Origin of the sequence: Zavarzinella formosa DSM 19928 (assembly GCF_000255705.1) — a bacterium.
In the GTDB taxonomy this organism is placed as follows: domain Bacteria; phylum Planctomycetota; class Planctomycetia; order Gemmatales; family Gemmataceae; genus Zavarzinella; species Zavarzinella formosa.
Map to the genome: position 1 here is coordinate 108,942 of NZ_JH636441.1, position 17,063 is coordinate 126,004.

Here is a 17,063-nt window from a genome sequence, read left to right on the forward strand (position 1 = left end):
AATCCGCCGCCCGCCGCCGGAGGAGCGCCGCCAAAACTCGGAGTGCTCGGCTGAGCGCCCGCATCCCCCCCGGCGCCGGGGGCGGGAACGAACTGATCCAGCCACGAGAGGCCGACGTTTTTCAGCGTGCCGGCGGAGGGGAATTTGTCTTCCCAGACGTTGTAGATGAACGCGTTGCTGATCTTGCCGCGAATCGGATCGGCCGCCAGCCTCTTCTTCTCTTCATCGTTGGCCACCCGGCCGATGTCGATGATGTTCTTCAACAACGTGTCACGGATGAATAAATTGGTCTGAAACTTCTCATCCGGGTGGAAATAGGTGTAACCCCGCACTTCGACGACCCAACCTTCCCCTTCAGGAACCAGATCCTCGCGTTCCTTATCCGGGATGTTGTTCATGTTGAGCCCTTCCTTGGGGCTCCACCATTCGGTCGGGGCCAGTTCGGAACCGGGGAATGATCTCGGCCCGCCAATGTCCAGGCGGCGTCTTTCCTTGATGTTCGTGTAAAGAGTCTTGAGATCCTTGGTGTGCCGGGAATAGACGGCCTCGATGTCGATGGTCGGCAGGAATTCCCGTTTGTCGTCGTCGGAAGCCGTGGTCGCCAGCGGGTTGATCCCTTGGGACATCCGTTGACGGTATTTCTCCAAGGCCTTCAGCCCTTCCGTCGTTCGCCAGTAAGGGGCCAGCCAGTCGGCCGTCATGTTGCCGTTTTCACCGGGGACGGGCAGGGCTTGATAGGGAAGCTTGTTGATGGCGATCCAGTTCGCCCGTTCCAGTTGCCCGGCAATGATCGATTCCACTTCCGTCTGCGTTTTCTTGATCTCGTCCTTCTTGTCCTTGATTTCCTTATCCACCTTGTTGGCTTGCTCGATGACCCCCTTGCCTTTGTCGATGGCCGTCTTGATGCGGCCGTCGTAGACATCGGCGAGCGGCAGGGAATAGCCATACGCCAGCACCGTCGTCCCCAACAGGAGCGACGCGGCGGCGGCGACCGCATAGGGCTTCTTGGCGCGGATCTTGCGATCGAACGAGATTTCCGGCGGCAGCAGGTTCGTCGCCAGACGGGCGACCCCCAGCCCTTGGATCGCCAGCCCGTAGGCGACCGGATAACTCAGCAGGTTTTCCATGAACACCGGCGCCCCGGTGACCGCTTCCCCGGTGATGCGGGCGAACTTCGCGGGCTTGCGGACATCCAACTGCAACTTTTCCGCGAGGAACTTTTGCAAGCCCGGCAGCCGGAAGGCGCTTCCCATGCCGACCAGATATTCAATCTGGGCGTCGCGGTGGGTGTTGGTGAAATAACCAAGGGAACGTTGCACTTCGCCGACAAACTCCGTCAACACGGGTTTGAGAGCCTTCAAGATGTTGGCCAGTTCCGGCGACTTGGCCGCGTTCCGCTTCAGGTGTTCGGCCTTGGCGAAGGTGAGTTTCAATTCCTTGGTGAGCGCCCGTGTGAAGTGGTTCCCGCCGATGGGGATGGGCCGCTGCCAGATGATCCGGGCGGCGTCGGTGATGACGAGGTTGGACCCGTCCGTGCCGATGTCCATGCCGACGACGCATTTTTTCTTGCCGGGGGCGGCCGGCGGGGCGGGTTCGCCATCCGGGCCGCCGCGTTTCATCATTTCGTAAGTCAGGAAGTTCACCAAGGCCAGCGGGGCCATCTGGACCGTGTGGACTTCCATCTTCACATTTAGGAAGTGGCCGATGAACCGGCTGATCATGTCCCGTTTCATGGCGAACAGGCCGATTTCGGTGTCGATGGCAAAACCATCCGTCACCACGCCGTCGCTGATCTTCTGGAAGTCCCACACGACTTCGTCGAGCGGAAACGGAATTTGTTGCTTGGCTTCAAACTTGACGATGTCGCCGATCTTCTTTTCCTCGACCGGCGGCAGTTTCACAAAGCGGGCGAGACCGGACTGGCCGGGCACGCTCATGGCGACCATGTCCCCCTTCACGGGGTTGCGTTCGAGGAATTTTTCGAGGGCTTCGCGGGTGAGTTCGTCCGGGTTGGCGTCCGGCTGGCTCAGAATCTTGGGATGCTCGACATAATCAAAGGCCGTGGTCGTGACCACCCCGCCGATCATTTCGAGACGGATGGCCTTGAGGGCGCACTGGCCGATATCGATGCCCCAGAAGCCGGGATTGACAGCCATGATTGAACTGCTCCGCACGCGGACGGGATGGTCACCCAAAATGGAATTGGCCGCGAACGGGCCAACCCCTCATCACCCGATGGCGACGTGATTGATGTACGAAATCATCGACAGGGTATCACGTCGGCAGCGGGGGTGTCAAATATCTTAACACAGATGGCAAGAAGATGTTGGCGCGCCACCGGGCAATTGCCCGCCATACCCGGACGAACGGCACGACCGGCCCTTTGGGGGGCGGGTTGACTGGAATGACAAACAACCGGCGCGATAATGGTTTTCCGGTCTGAAGGACCGGTTAATCCAGCCCGGTCCCTGAGGGCCGGGTAATAAAACTTGGGGGCATCGTGTTCCCAGCCCTGACGGACTGGGCTGGATTAGCCGGTCTTTCAGACCGGAAAACCAACACCACGCCAATCCCTCTTTACGCCGGGGCGTGTTCTTTCCGCTCCCGCGACGAGGCGATGCTCAGCAGTTTTCGATATTTCGTCACCGTCCGGCGTTTCACCGGGAAGCCGGCGGCGGTGAGCTTTTCCTCAAGTTCTTCGTCCGAAAGCGGGTTGGCCTTGTCCTCGTTGCCGACCATGTCGAGGAGGGCTTTTTTCACCTTTTCCCACGGGATTTGTTCGCCGGTTTCCTTGTTGGTGGCCGCTCCGACGAAGAAACGCTTGAGAGGGAACACTCCGCGCGGCGTCTGAATCCACTTGTCGTCCACGGCCCGGCTGACGGTGGTGACGTGAACCTTCACCAAGTCGGCGATTTCCTGCATCTTCAGGGGTCGAATCGCATCCGGGCCTTCGTTCAGGAATTCCTTCTGGTGGTCGATGATGGCCCGCGTCACCCGCATCAGCGTGTTGCGGCGTTGTTCGATGGCGTCCCGCAGCCACTCGGCCGATTGCAGCTTCTTTTTGAGATAATCGCGGGTTTCCGGGGTGTTTTCCCGGTCTTTGTACATCGAGTAGTAGCGTTTCGGAATGTTCAGCCGGGGGGCCCAGTCGTCCGTCAGCCGGATTTCGTATTCGCCTTCCTCGGTCTTTTCGATGATGACGTCCGGCGTGACGTAGCGGGTGCTTTCGGTTGAATACTGCGCCCCCGGCTTCGGATTGAAGTGCTTGATGCAGTCAATCGCCTCGCGGATCGTGTCGAGATCGGCCCCGGTCTTCTTGGCGATGGCCGGAAGACGGTTGTGGGCGATGTCCTCCATGTGGTCGTGAATCAGTTGCCGGACCAGTTCGCGGTGCGGCGTGTCCCCCTGAATTTGCAGGGTCAAACATTCCCGAAGATCGCGGGCGCCGACGCCCGGCGGATCGAGATCCTGCACCAGCGACAAGACTTCCTCGATCCGCTCCTGGCTGACCGGGGGATCAATGGTGCTGGCGATTTCCAGCAGGGAGATCGGGAGAAATTCGTCCTTCTCGTTGCGGCGGGCAACGTATCCGGTCCGGTCCAGCATCGAGATGATGTGCATGGCGACGGTGCGGTCGTCGTCGGTGATTTCGAGATCGGAAAGTTGTTCCGCAAGGTAATCTTGCAATGATTGCGGACGCTCAAGCAGATTCTGCATCGCGTCCATCTTTTTGTCGCCCAGCTCGTCCATCGAGCCGCGGGAGGGCCGGTGTTCCTCCTCGTTGAAGACGCCGCCCCAGTCTTTGTCGAGGGCTTCGAGCCGCTTGAATTCAAGCTCGGCCCCGTTGTCGTTCATGTCATGCTTGAGGGGGGAGTCCGCGTTGAATTCCGGCGGGGCCGTATCGGCGGCTTCCATGTCCGGGTTGGAATCCCTCAACTCAAGAACCGGGTTTTCCTGTAATTCCTTTTCGATTCTGGCCTGCAATTCCGCGATGGGAAGTTGCAGAATTTCCATCGACTGGATCATTCGGGGAGCCAGTTGCAGCTTCAGCTGAAACGTCTGACGGTGCGATAAATCCATTCCCATTTTCATGATGCCAATCCTCGAACTATCGACAGACCAACCAACCCAACCCAACTCGTCGGAGCGTGGTCAAAACGCCCGACGACCTTCCAACGCATCGGCCAACATTTGCGAGTTGGCGATTTCCAACGACGACCCGCTCGGCAAACCTCTCGCCAGCCGGGTGATGTTCACCCCGGTGACGGCGAGCATATTGGAGGCGAACAGGGCCGTCCCGTCGCCTTCCATTGTGGGGCTGGTGGCGAGAATCACTTCCCGCACGCCTCCCCGCTGCACCCGCTTCAACAGCGGATCAAAAGTTAACTTCTCCGGTCCCACATTGTCCAAGGGGGCCAACCGGCCGCCGAGGACATGGTAGAGGCCCCGGAAAGAACCCGTTCGCTCAAACATGGCCAAATCCCGCGGGGTTTCCACCACACAGATGGTTCCCGGTTCCCGCCGGGGATCGCGGCACACGGAGCATAACTCGCCTTCGGTGAGATTGAAGCACTGTCCGCAAGGCCGGACGTTGGTCGCCACCGATTCGAGAGCCTCCGCCAGAAGAATACAATTATGGCGGTCACCTGCAAGCAAAAAGTGTGCCATCCGCTCCGCCGATTTCGGCCCGACGCCCGGAAGTTTGGTTAATTCCTGAATCAGTCGGGCAATCACCCCGACGGGCTGATCTGACACGGGATATCCTTCTCGCACAAGACTTGATCCGGCAACCGGCCACGGACGGGCGACACCTCAAAATCCGGGCAACCCGCCGGGGGGGATGGGCATTCCCAGTTCTTGGGCGATGTTGGCGCTGGCTTTCGCCATTTCTTCACGGGCTTTGGAAAGGGCGATGTTTGAGGCCGAAATGATGAGGTCGGCCAGCATGTCCCGGTCGTTGAGGGCCATCGCTTGTTCAGAAATGACACAACTGGTCAGTTCCATCCGGCCGTTCGCCTTCACGACGACCATCCCGCCGCCGGCGTTTCCGTCGACGACGATTTTGGCCATTTTCTCCTGCATCTCGCTCATCGCGGACTGCAATTTGGGGAGGTTTTTGAGCATCCCCATCATCTGGCCGAGTCCCTGAAACATAAATCCTCTTTGCCGGTCTTCACGGCGATTCTTCGGGTGACGGCACGGCTTCGGCCTCGCCCTCGGTGACGACGACGCCAAAGCCTTCTTCCATCTTGAGCATTCGCCCTTCCAGTTTGCCGAGGATCGCCGTCAGCAAGGGATCTTTCAGGGCCATTCGCTCGCGGTCCTTGGCGGAAACCGCCGGAACCGTCGGGCCGGGGGAGCCGTTTTTGGCGTCGAGTTCAAAGCGAACCGCCCACGGAACCCCCGTGAGTTTTTTCAGGTTCGTCTCGATGATCGTCGCCCGAGTCGCCTCCCGGCAATACTCATAGGCACTATCATACCGTGCGGGGAAGCGCAACACTAGCGTTTTTGGCCCGACAATTGCAGGAAGACTCGCTTGACTAAGCTCGGCCCCGTGCATGACGCCCAATGTGGATTTGACCTTAGCCCATACGTCATTGAGAGTTGCGGCCGTCAGATCGAGAAGTTCGTTGCTCGTTTCCGGCGGTGGCGGGGCCGCGAGATTTCCAGCCCGGAAACTGTCAGCCAGACTCAGGTGGCCGTTTTTTTTTGACGGCTCCGCGCCGGAAGCGACTGCGCCCGGTGAAGTTCCGGCGATGACCTTCGCCCCGCCCCCCTGACTGATCCATTGGGCGATTTGAGTCAGCGGAATCAGATCCTCCATCCGGCTCAGTCGCACGACGGCCATTTCCAGCAGCACTTGTCCGTGGTTGGTCGCCTTCAGCCGGGCTTTGGTGGTGGCCAGCACATCCAGCCCCGCCAAAATGGTGTCCAATGTTTGGGAAGCGGACTGCCTGCGGATGGTCTCCACATGCGCTTCGGGAACATCAAGTTCGTCGAACCGTCCCTCCGTGCAGGAGAGCAACATCAACGCCCGCCAGTATTCGATGAGTTGGTCCAGCACTTCGCCGAGTTGCAACCCGTCGTCCGCGCACTTGGCCACCCGTTCGAGGGCTTTCCCCGGATCTTTGCCGAGGATGGCCGAGGCGATCTCAATCACCCGGTCCCCGGCGGCCGTCCCCAGCACGGCGTGAACCAACTCGGCCGAGAGTTTCCCGTCTCCGGCCGAGAGCATTTGTTCCAGCAGTGATTGGGCGTCCCGCATCGACCCGCCCGCCCGTCGGGCGATCAATCGCAGGGCCTCGTCGTCGGCCTGGCGGTTTTCCCCGGCCATCACCTTTTTCAAATGCTCGAAAATGCGGGCGGTGGTGATGCTCGGAAAGTCAAACCGCTGACAGCGGGACAGGATCGTGACCGGAATCTTGCCGACTTCCGTCGTGGCGAAGATGAATTTGACGTGCGGCGGCGGTTCCTCCAGCGTCTTCAGCAGCGCGTTAAACGCGGCCTTCGAGAGCATGTGAACTTCGTCGATAATGTAGATCTTGTACCGCGACCGGCTCGGCCGGGTGGCGACGTTCTGCCGAATCGTCCGCACCTCGTCGACGCCGTTGTTGCTCGCCCCGTCAATCTCGATGACGTCAATGTCTTCCCCGGCGGTGATGGCCCGGCACGCTCCGCAGACGCCGCACGGGTTCACCGTCGGCCCGGTTTCGCAATTCAGGGCTTTGGCCAAAATCCGGGCCGCCGAGGTTTTGCCGACGCCGCGCGCCCCGGTGAAGAGATAGGCATGGGCGACGCGGTCACTCGTGATCGCATTGGTGATCGCCTTCGAGACGGCCTCCTGCCCGATGAGTTCCGCGAACTGCTGCGGCCGATAACGCCGGGCAACGACCGTGTATTCCCCCGGAACCGGCGAGTCTTCCGGCGGGGCTGATTCGGGAGTGGCCTTCTTTTTGGACATTGTTCTGGCGTGAATGGAAGAGAAAAAAAGGCATTAACCACAAAGACGCAAAGATCACACAAAGTTTCACAAAGAAGATCAAATCAGATCAAAAACAGAGAAGAAGCAAAGGAAGAATGAGCAAAACAAAGATCAGAAGACGATTAGACGGTTTGGAATTCGTGTCCTTTTGTCTTTCCTTTGCTTCTCAAGTTTCGTTCATTCTTTGTGAAATTTTGTGTGATCTTTGAGTCTTTGTGGTTAATGCTTTCTCTTTTCTTTGCTTCTCTTCCCTTCCATTTTACCCGCCCGAATGGGCCACGGGATGTCCGTTGTTGGTCGGGTCCGGGTTCACGGTCACTTTTTTCATGGTGGCCGGTTTTTCCGGGAATTCGCGGGCCGGGTCGATCTCCGGGGGCAGCAGTTTCGCAGTGGAGATGCGTTTCAGCACATCCATGCCTTTGGTGACTTTGCCGATCAGGCTGAAATTGCCGTCGAGGGCGGTGGCGGTGCCGAGGGTGATGTAGAACCGCACTCCGGCGGTGGCGGGGTCTGCGTCCCGGCCGAAGCCGACGGTGCCTTCGTCGTGTTTGATTGTTTCGTGGAATTCCGGCTTCAAGTGATAGCCGATGTGACCGACTCCGGGGTCGCCGGTTCCGGCCGGGCAACCGGCCTTGAGCATGTCCAGCCGGAATTTTTTGCCGTCGGCCTGTTCCGCTTCTTGATGAATCACGCGGTCGAACTTCAAGCCGTCGTAATACCCGACCTTGATGAGGGCGAGAAAGTTCCGCACATGGTTCGGGGCCGATTCGGGGGTGAGGGTGATTTCAACAGTTCCCTCGTCCGTCTCGATGGTGACGACGTAAGGCTGCGGCCGGCCGGATTTGTCCGTGAGCGAGATGGTCGGCCAGAGTTTTTCGACAGCCTCCCGCAGCGGGGCGGTTGCCTTGCCGGAAATGGTGCGATCCGGCGGCAGCAATTGGTCTTCGCCCAATTCATCCGTGACGGCTTGATTGAAGGGCACGGCCAGATTGACGGGGGCCGGTTTCGTCGCGTCCCCCGCGGGCGTGGCCGGGCTTGATTCGGCGGCGGGGATGGCGGCAACCGGAGGATCACCGGCTTTTGACCCGCAACCGCTGAGCGTGATTCCCGCCGAGAGGCCGGCAAACACACCGGCCCCGGCGGCCAGCCAACGGGTACGAACATGGCGGCGGAGCGACATCGCGGAATCCTTCCCCGGAGAACAACTCGTCGAACTTCCGAAGACGGCGATACCCGCCCCGGTGATTTTGGTCAAGCTCACACCTGTATTCCGACTCGGATCGGAGGCCGTTTTCCTCGCAAGGTGCCGACCGCCTCCAAACCAACCGCGAGGGCCGCGAGCAAATGGGCAAACCACGCCAGCCGCAGCCAGGAGGTTGTTTGCAATTGAAATCCCCCCAAATCGCGGGCGACCCCCATTTCCCACCGCTGCAATTGCTCCGGCGTTTTCACGGCCGCCTTGGCTTCCACATGCCGGGCCTCGCCGAGTTCCGTGATGGCTTTCTCGATGCCAAAACTGTTGACCCATTGCACGGACAGGAGCAACAATGTGAAAACGGCGAAGATGGCCAACAGAGCCGGACGGTACGGCCAGAACTTTTTCACCACGTCCGGCAGCTTGATCTTCAACCCGCTCACCACCGGTCCGGCCCAGGCGACGGCAATGCCGCCGAGGAGCAACGGGAAGTAGAAGAGCATCCACCAGTTTGATTTGATTTTTTCCTTGATTTCACCTTCCAGTTTGATCGTATCCTCCGCCACGGCATCCGAGGTAAAACCGGCGAACAATGCCTGCCAGGGGGTTTGCGTGTAGGCCGGATACCCGGCGGGGTAGGCCCCGGCCCATCGGAAGAACGTCAGCAACAACGCCAGCGTGAGGGCGACGGCGGGAATCCATGCCAATACTTCGGGATACAGGGTGATGCCGTGAAACACGCCGGGGCCGGTTGGAACGCCGGGAATGTCCGGCAGGTTGTCGAAGGATTTGGAAGGCATCTCCGGAAGGGACGCCGGGGTGACCGGCTTGATGTCCACCTGTTGTGTCCGGTAGACCGGGGCCGGGCTTGGTGGCGCCGGGGCCGGGGCGGGAGATTCGACCGGTTTCTCGGCGGCCAGTGGGATGTAGGGTTGCGGGGCTTGAAACGCCTGTTTGCACAGGGGACAGTTGACGGCCTTCCCGGCCTCATTGTCCGGCAGGGTGATGACCTGTTGGCAGAACGGGCAGAGAAGTCGCATGGGGACCGTTTCCATTCGGTGCGAGAAATTCAAAACCAAACACCGGTCATTCGCCGGTGTTTGATTGTTTTACGGCTCCCGTCATCCGGGATTCCGAATTCCGAATTCTCAATCAGGAAGATTCCACACCCGGATGGCGCGGTCGCGGGAACTGGAGGCCAGCAGATCCCCCCGGATGCTCATGGCCGTGATGGCGTCGCCGTGCCGGAAGGGGGGGCCGAGCGTGAAATCGTGCTGCGGATGCCAGATCCGAATCGCCCCGTCGGCGGCGGCCGTGACCGGCCGGTCCCGATGGAAGGCCACCCGGCGAACCTCGGTGCGGTGTTTCAGGGTGCGGAGCAGGTTGCCCCCCTGCATCTCAAAGATCCGGGCGTTGCCGTCCGCGCAACCGGCGAGGAGGAGTTCGCCGTCCCGGTCGATGGTCACGCAGATCACGCGGGAATCACATTTGAATTCCCGGATGAATTCATCGGGTGGTTTCTCCGGGTCCCACAATCGCACGAAGCCATCGTCCGTGCCGAAGGCGATGTGCCGGCCGTTCGGCGTGAAACGCTCCGCCGTGATGCGGAAGGGAAAGCGGGTCGATTTCTTCCGGCCCGACGGATCGGTTCCGAAATTGGAGTTCCAGTATTTGACGAACGCCTCGCCGGGGGCCTCCGAGTCACATACGGCCACAGTCTTTTCGCCGTTGGGGCTAAAGGCCACGCCGGTGACATTCTGGCCTCCCTCCACTTCCGTTTGCGTCTGCGGGGTGACCCCCTCGGGCCTCACGGCCAGCAAGGCCATTTTGCCATCCACGCCGCCGACCAAGACTTGCTCGCCTGTTTCCCTGGCCGACGGCGCCCGGATGGCCATCGCCTTGAACTCCGGGGTTCGCCGATTCGGCCGGCCGGATTGCATCATCTCCTCGGTGGCCGCGATTTCCTGATTCCCGCCGAATTGTTGACGGGTGGCTGTTCGCACGGTCCAACGGGAAAGACCGTACGGCGTGGTCACATAGAGCGAATCGCCATTGGGGGAAAACGCGATGTCCACCACGTCCTTGAAGGGTTTGTTTTCCAGCCGCATGACCGGGGCATGAAACGGCGAGGCGCCGAAGCGGAAGCGACTCACCGTCCCGTCACTCGTGACGACGACCACCGTTTGCCGGTTTTTGGCGATGTCCACGCAGACAATCGACTTGTCCAAGTTGGCCGCCGCGGAGAGGCGGGCGCGGGAGAAGGCATCCCACAGGCGGACGGTCCCGGCCCGAGTGCCCACCGCGAGGATGTTGCCATCGGCGCTGAACCCGGCGGCCGTGGCGACGCCATCGGCGGGGAGATCAAACCAACGATGTTCGTTGAAATCAAACAACCGGACAGCCCCGTTGCGCAGGATGGCCGACAGGTGGGAGCCTGCGGGAGAGAACATCACCTCGGTGGTGACCCCCGGCGAAGGGATCACAGGCGAACTTCCCCCGGCGCCCGGCAACACATGCCAGCCCTCGGCCGATTCGACCAGCCACTTTCCCTGTTCGGAGATGGCAAGCACTTTCCCAAATTTCGGCTCGGTTTCAACCACCGGAACCGGGACTGGCTTCCGCGTTTTGAAGTCCACTGTCCAGCGATCCGTCCCGTCGCTCAAGAGAATCGTCGAGCCATCCCCGAGGGGTTGGATCAGCCTCGCGGCGGTCGGCAACGTGACGTTTCCCTCGACCAGCGGTTGGTGGGCCGCGTTCCCCATCGCCAGCCGGGCGGGGTCGGCGACGACGGCAAACAGCGGGGTGAACCGGGATCGGCCGATGACATAACCATCGTGCGAGTCGCGGTTGCCCGCCTCCGGTTCGGACAGCGGGCTGGTGTTCAACACCTCGCCGGATTCGGCGTTGATCGTCACCACGCGCGTGTCCATCAGCGCCATCAAAAACCGGCCGGAATAATCGAAGGCGACCCGTCGGGCCTTGATCGTTCTTGCCCACGGGGCCGCCGCGAGATCATGGGAACGATACTCGGCCAGGACGGAGCGATGTTCGGGAAACTGCCCCGGTTCCAAGGCGATGATCCGGTCGAAGTCGCCCCGATCCGCGAGCAGGACGGCGTTCTCAAATTGCAGGAATTTCGCCAGCCGGTTGCGTTCCTCAAGTTTGTCCGTCAGTTCGTTTTGAACGGGAATCCAATTCCGATGGGTGATTCGCCAAGTCAGGAAGCCTGTCAGCAAGACGAGGGCCACGGTGGCCGGCCAGAAGGACCATCCGCCCAGTCGGCGCACGATCAACGAGGGATCGCTGTCCTCGTGAACCACCGTCCGGGCCAGGATGGTCGGCGGTTCCGTGCGGTGCATATATGTGTGCAGGGCGTCGGCCACGGCCAATGCGGACGGGTAACGGTTAGCCTGTTTCTTCTCCAGGCACTTCAGGCAAATGTGCTCCAATTCGCGGGGAATGCTCGCCCGCAAACTGCTGGGGGGAACCGGCTTTCGGCTCACCACCTGTTGCATGGTTTCCAGCGAACTCCCCGCCCCGAAAGGGGGATGCCCCGTGAGCATCTCGTACAGGATGGCTCCCAGCGCGTAGACATCCGTCAACGGGCTGATTTGGTCGGCCTTGCCCAACGCCTGTTCCGGGGCCATGTAGTGCGGCGTGCCGACAGCCAGACCGGTTTGCGTGAGGGCCAGCGGCCGGTGGATTCGCTTGGCCAGCCCGAAGTCCACGATTTTGGGGACCAAGTCGTGATCGTTCACCGGCACGGTCTGGCCGTTTGGCGTGTTGCTTCTTTGTTCCGCATCCGAGAGCAGGATGTTGCTCGGCTTCAAATCGCGGTGGATCACCCCTTGCAGGTGGGCGTAGTGCATCGCGCGGGCGACGGGTTCCAACAGGCGGGCCGCGAGAATCGGCTCCAGCGGTTTCCGGCTGATGAGCTTGTAGAGGCTTCCCCCCTCGACGAGTTCCATCGCCAGATAGGAAAGATCGTCGGCGGTTCCGACATCAAAGACCGGCACGATGTTGGGGTGGTGCAGGTTGGCGGCCGTCTCGGCCTCGGCATGGAACCGGGCCACTTCGGTCTGATCCGCATCCGGCCCGGAGGGGATGACCTTGAGGGCCACATCGCGGTTGAGATCATCCTGATGGGCCAGGTAAACAACACCCATGCCGCCGCGGCCGATTTCCTTGAGAAGCGAATACTTGCCGATCCGCCGATGAACCGGCACGATGTCGGCGGGCTTGGTCGACGGGACGGCCGAGGCCGGCCGGGCCGTGACGAGGGTGGTGGTGTGGGACATCACCAACGGCGGCGGGGTGATGCTCGGGAAGTCCCCCGAGGAGATTGGCAACGCCCCCGTCGGATCACCCGGCGGCGGTGTGGCCGGTTTGGTTTCGGGGTTGTCGCCGTTCATTCACACACTCCAGGGAGAGGGGGTCATTATAGGGCATGAACGACCCGGAACCCTCCTAACCAAGAACGCGAAGCGGGAGGGAAGTTGCGTCGGGTTCGGAGGATGAGTTGAACATGAAAGTGATTTGGTGACCAGCCCGGATGACGGCGGGCTGGTCAAACTTCTTCACAAAAGGCAATGGAAAAGGAAAAATTCGCTTCCCCAATAAACGGTCACTTCTTCTTCAACAGAACATTGGCGTCGAAGTCGGCGTCGGTGAAGCGGGCGGGCTTGAGTTGGTCGAAGAAGTAATATTCGACCTCCCGGCCGGCTTCGTCGGTGGCGGTCACCAGAATCGGCAGGCCGTAACTTGGCGATGTGGATTCCGGGTCGAAATGGAGGGTTCGTTTGCCCCCCTTGGGGAAAGCGGGTTCGGCGCCCGGCGCGATGGTTTCCTCGATCGCCTCGAAACCGCCTTTGCGTTCGCGCCGGTCGACGATGCCCAAGTATCGGAAATTGGCGGCCACTTTGGGATCGCGGTCGGCTTTGATCATTGACTTGCCGAGATTGACCACGGCCATTTGCATGCCGCCTTCCCGAAGGTCATAGCGGCTCTGGGAGCGAATCATCGAATCGCCGGGGTTAAAGCTCATTCGCTTTCCGCCGATCAGCAAGCCATCGCTGCGGGCCGTCAGGATTTCCACCTTTTCTTCCTTGCGTCCGCCCACATACACCAATTCCCGGCCGGTGGCTTCCTTCCCGACCCATTTCAGGTGCATGCTCAACGGTTGGGCGCGGAGCTTGAATTGCATTTCCTGCTCCGGTTCCGGCGCCGACTTGCCGGGAACCGTTTCCCTGCGGATGAGTTTCGCCTCAAAACCTTCCATGCGAGCCAGTTTCTCGGCCGCGAGTTGCTGAATGCGTTTCATCGATTGCAGGGGCGTTTCGGCCACTTTCTTCGGCTGTTCAACGGGCTTGGGCTGTTCGACGGGAGGCTTCACATTGCTCTGAACGAGCATCGGCGATTCGCTCATCGGCGGGGCAATGCCCATTGCGGGAACGACGACATCCGTTGGGTCGGCGCCCGTCGCTTTCGGTTGGGCGGCCACGGCGGTGTCCTTCGGATTAACCGGAGGAATGGCCTCGAAGATTTGCTCATCCGGCGGCGGCGGTCGCACCGGGTCGGCGAGCGGAGTGTTGGGGCTGGTGTTGCCGTTGGCGATGGCCAGCATCTTTGGCCTCGGCTCCGTCGGCAACGGGCCGGGTTCATGAGAAACGGGGCGCACGACAGCTTGGTCCCGCTTTTTCTCAAAGAGTCCGCAACCGGACAAGAAAATCAGGCTGGCAACGGCCAAACGACGGAGTTTTATGTTCATGAACCGCTTCCGTGCGGTGGACGGACGGACGAATGACTTTGAACGATACGGGAAGATAGCGACTTCAAGGAACTGCCGCAAGACGAATCACAGGATCGGCGACGCCAACCGGGCGGCGTTCTCGGCCATCTTGGAAACGAACGGCCGGCGCTGAAACGTCTCCGCGTTCACCTCGATGCTTCGGGCCATGTCCCGACGGAAGGCAGCTTCCAGTTCGGCGACCAACGCCGTTGATTCCATCAAGGCTGTCACCTCGAAGTTGAGGTGCAAGCTGCGGTTGTCAAAGTTGACGCTTCCCACGGAGGCCCAGGCGTCGTCCACGATCATCATCTTGGCGTGCATGAACCCGGCCGTGAACTGGAAGATTTTGACGCCCGCCTCCAGCAGTGTTTGCCAGATGAAGCGACTGGCCATCAGCGGAACCCACTTGTCCGGCCGGAACGGCACAACAATCCGGACATCCCGGCCGGATCGGGCCGCGAGGGCGAGGGCATCGGCCAGCGGGGCGTCCGGCACAAAATACGGCGTGCTGATCCACACCCGCTTTCTGGCCCGCATGATGGCGGCAAAGTAGACCTCGCGGACTGCTTTGGTGTCCTGATCCGGCCCGGACCACGCAATCTGAACCGCTTCCGCGCCCGCCGGTTGGATCACCGGGAAATACTCCGGGCCGTCGAATTCTTCATTGGCCGCAAAGTCCCAATCTTCTCCAAACACCCGTTGCAACCCCGCCACCGCCGGGCCGTCGATTCGGAGAAAAGTGTCCCGCCAGAGGCCGAAACGGGCGACCAAGCCGAGATACTCGTCCCCGATGTTCAAGCCGCCGGTGAAACCGACTTGGCCGTCAATCACCAAGATCTTCCGATGGTTTCGCAGATTGATTTGCAACCGTCGCCGCAAGGGATTGGAGAGCGGCAGAAACGACACTGCCCGCCCCCCCGCGTTGGTGAGAATTTCCCGTACCTTATGTTTGAAATTCCACGAGCCGACGGCGTCATACAGAAACCGGACCCGCACACCCGCCGCCGCCCGTTCCGCAAGGGCGGTCATGAACCGGCGGCCGGAGGCGTCCCCCCGCGTGATGAAAAACTCCATGTGGATGTGATGTTTGGCCTGCTTGATCGCGTCCAGCATCGCCACATAAGCATCCGCCGGTTCATGGAAGAATTGCACTTGGTTGCCGCCGGTCATCGGCATCGCCCCCAGCCGTTCGGCCAGCGCGGCCAGCCCCTCGGTGTCGGTCGCCGGGGGCGAGAGGGTGTGAACCGGCTTGGTGCGATATCCGCGGGCGTGCCGTTTCTTCCGCTTCAGCGGCCGGTGAATGCTTTGGTAGCCGAAGGTGATGAACAGAAAGATGCCGGCAACGGGCACGAAGAAAACCAGCAGGCACCACGCAATGGCGGACGTGGGTTCCCGTTTGATGGTCAGCACCCAAAGAATGGTGAGGACCACGGCGAACAAATCCGCGAAGGCGATCATCCCGGCGACGCCGGGCCACTCGATGGCGGCGATCAATCCCATGCCAGTGTGGCGGCGTCGAACACCGGCCCCTCGACGCAGACCCGTTTGTAATCCCGACCCGCCGGGGTGCAAACGGGGGTGACACAGCTAAAACAAGCGCCGAACCCGCAGGCCATCGGCGTTTCCAACGAGACATGACAACTCGCGTTCCACGAGGCCGTGAGCTTGGCCAGCGCCTTCAGCATCGGTTCCGGCCCGCATCCCACGAACGGCCCGGCCGGTTTGTCGGCGGCCAGCAATTGCGTGACGAAGCCCTTTGTTCCCACCGTGCCATCGTCGCTGGCCAGACGAACATCACATCCGGCTTGTCGGAAATCTTCCACCCCGGCCGCGAAACCGGCCGACCGCACGCCGTAATACAGGGAGACCTTGTTGACCTGCCGAACCGCCGGTTGACCGGCGTAGCCTCGCGTCCCCAGTAATTCGCGAACGTAGGCCAAAAACGGTGTTTGGCCGATGCCCCCGGCCACGCAGGTCACTTGATCGATGTTCGGGAATTTCGGAAACCCGTTGCCCAGTGGTCCCCAGACTTCGATGGGTTCGCCTGCCTTCACGGCCATCAGATGTGTGGTCATCTTGCCGACGACGAGGTAAACCACATCCAGCCCGACGGGTTCGCCGCCGGAGTCCAAGACGGTATCGTACAGGGCAAAAGGACGGCCCAACAGCGGGTCCGTCGTCTCCGGAATGCGGAGCATAAGGAACTGCCCCGGCCGGATGGACCGGGCGATTTCCGGTTGTTCGAGCCGGATGCGAAACGTCCGTTCGGCCAGTTGCACATTTTCGACCGTGACGGCGGGGCGTTGCAAAATCACTTCTCGCCCGCCTTCTTCGCGGGTTCTTCCGCCTTCTTGGCCGCCCTTGGCGTCACCGCTTTGCGAAGCAGTTCGATCTCCGCCAACGCCAGCTTGCGGGACTTCCCCTTGGGAAGCCGATCCAGCCGCACGGGGCCAATGCCGACCCGGCGCAAACGCATCACCTTGTGATTTTGCTTGGCGAGCATTCGGCGAATTTCGCGGTTTTTGCCTTCGCACAACACGATTTTCAGCCAAGTGCTGTCACCCTGTTTCTTGAAGCGACGCACCGACTTCGCCTTCACCCGGCCCTCGCTCAGCCAGACGCCGGTGGTCAGTTGTTCCATGTCCGCGACCGTCGGCGAACCGGCCACCAACACTTCGTAAGTCTTCTCGACCTCGTATCGCGGGTGCATCAGCTTTTGGGCCAAATCTCCGTCGTTGGTCAGCAAAAGAAGTCCTTCGCTGTCCTCGTCCAACCGGCCGACGGTGTAGACCCGCTGATCGACGTGCGGCACCAGATCGATGGCGAGCGGCCGCCCGGCCGGGTCGCTGTTGGTGCAGATATATCCCGGCGGCTTGTGGACCGCCCAATAGACGTGGCGTTCGACGCGCACGGGGGTGTCGTCCACGCTCACGCGGTCGGTTTCCTCGTTCACTTGGGTGCCGAGTTCGCGGACCGGGTCGCCGTTGATTTTCACGCGGCCGGAAGCAATCATTCCGTCGCAATGGCGGCGGGAACCCACACCGGCGTGGGCCAGAAATTTGTTGAGACGCATCATGATGAGGTTATTGTACCGACCG

The 17,063-nt window shown here is 60.9% G+C and carries 12 protein-coding genes; all 12 read right to left on the bottom strand.

The window, feature by feature from the left end:
* Positions 1 to 2,156: type IV pilus assembly protein PilM (gene pilM, locus BGIM_RS57660; protein WP_193788996.1), on the bottom strand; the 2,156-nt coding region annotated here is incomplete at its 3' end.
* Positions 2,157 to 2,577: 421 nt separating this feature from the next.
* Positions 2,578 to 4,092 carry an RNA polymerase factor sigma-54 gene (gene rpoN, locus BGIM_RS0116900; protein ID WP_020470917.1) on the bottom strand — a complete coding sequence of 505 codons (1,515 nt, stop codon included), beginning with the start codon at positions 4,090 to 4,092 and terminating at the stop codon, positions 2,578 to 2,580.
* 60 nt (positions 4,093 to 4,152) lie between these two features.
* On the bottom strand, positions 4,153 to 4,755 hold the full coding sequence (gene recR / locus BGIM_RS0116905) for a recombination mediator RecR (RefSeq protein ID WP_020470918.1): 603 nt from the start codon (positions 4,753 to 4,755) through the stop codon (positions 4,153 to 4,155).
* Between the two features lie 57 nt (positions 4,756 to 4,812).
* Positions 4,813 to 5,154: a YbaB/EbfC family nucleoid-associated protein gene (locus tag BGIM_RS0116910; RefSeq protein ID WP_020470919.1), complete on the bottom strand. Its 342-nt coding sequence runs from the start codon at positions 5,152 to 5,154 to the stop codon at positions 4,813 to 4,815.
* A gap of 19 nt (positions 5,155 to 5,173) precedes the next feature.
* Entirely contained in the window at positions 5,174 to 6,961 is a 1,788-nt protein-coding gene (gene dnaX, locus BGIM_RS57665; protein ID WP_020470920.1) for a DNA polymerase III subunit gamma/tau, read from the bottom strand.
* A 280-nt stretch (positions 6,962 to 7,241) separates the two neighbouring features.
* A complete protein-coding gene (locus BGIM_RS57670) occupies positions 7,242 to 8,243 on the bottom strand; it encodes a peptidylprolyl isomerase (protein ID WP_020470921.1) in 1,002 nt (333 codons plus the stop codon).
* A complete protein-coding gene (locus BGIM_RS63025; protein WP_020470922.1) occupies positions 8,240 to 9,217 on the bottom strand; it encodes a hypothetical protein in 978 nt (325 codons plus the stop codon). Before BGIM_RS63025 ends, BGIM_RS57670 begins: the two co-directional genes overlap by 4 nt.
* A 108-nt stretch (positions 9,218 to 9,325) precedes the next feature.
* Positions 9,326 to 12,589: a WD40 repeat domain-containing serine/threonine protein kinase gene (locus tag BGIM_RS57675; protein ID WP_020470923.1), complete on the bottom strand. Its 3,264-nt coding sequence runs from the start codon at positions 12,587 to 12,589 to the stop codon at positions 9,326 to 9,328.
* Between the two features lie 212 nt (positions 12,590 to 12,801).
* Positions 12,802 to 13,944, bottom strand: a complete 1,143-nt coding sequence (locus tag BGIM_RS0116935; protein ID WP_052639858.1) for a DUF1571 domain-containing protein — start codon at positions 13,942 to 13,944, stop codon at positions 12,802 to 12,804.
* Between the two features lie 87 nt (positions 13,945 to 14,031).
* Positions 14,032 to 15,465: a cardiolipin synthase gene (gene cls, locus BGIM_RS0116945; protein ID WP_020470924.1), complete on the bottom strand. Its 1,434-nt coding sequence runs from the start codon at positions 15,463 to 15,465 to the stop codon at positions 14,032 to 14,034.
* Complete coding sequence (locus BGIM_RS0116950; RefSeq protein ID WP_020470925.1) at positions 15,456 to 16,280, bottom strand: dihydroorotate dehydrogenase electron transfer subunit; 825 nt, start codon at positions 16,278 to 16,280, stop codon at positions 15,456 to 15,458. Before BGIM_RS0116950 ends, cls begins: the two co-directional genes overlap by 10 nt.
* On the bottom strand, positions 16,277 to 17,041 hold the full coding sequence (locus tag BGIM_RS0116955; RefSeq protein WP_063607895.1) for a pseudouridine synthase: 765 nt from the start codon (positions 17,039 to 17,041) through the stop codon (positions 16,277 to 16,279). Before BGIM_RS0116955 ends, BGIM_RS0116950 begins: the two co-directional genes overlap by 4 nt.
* Positions 17,042 to 17,063: the final 22 nt, after the last annotated feature.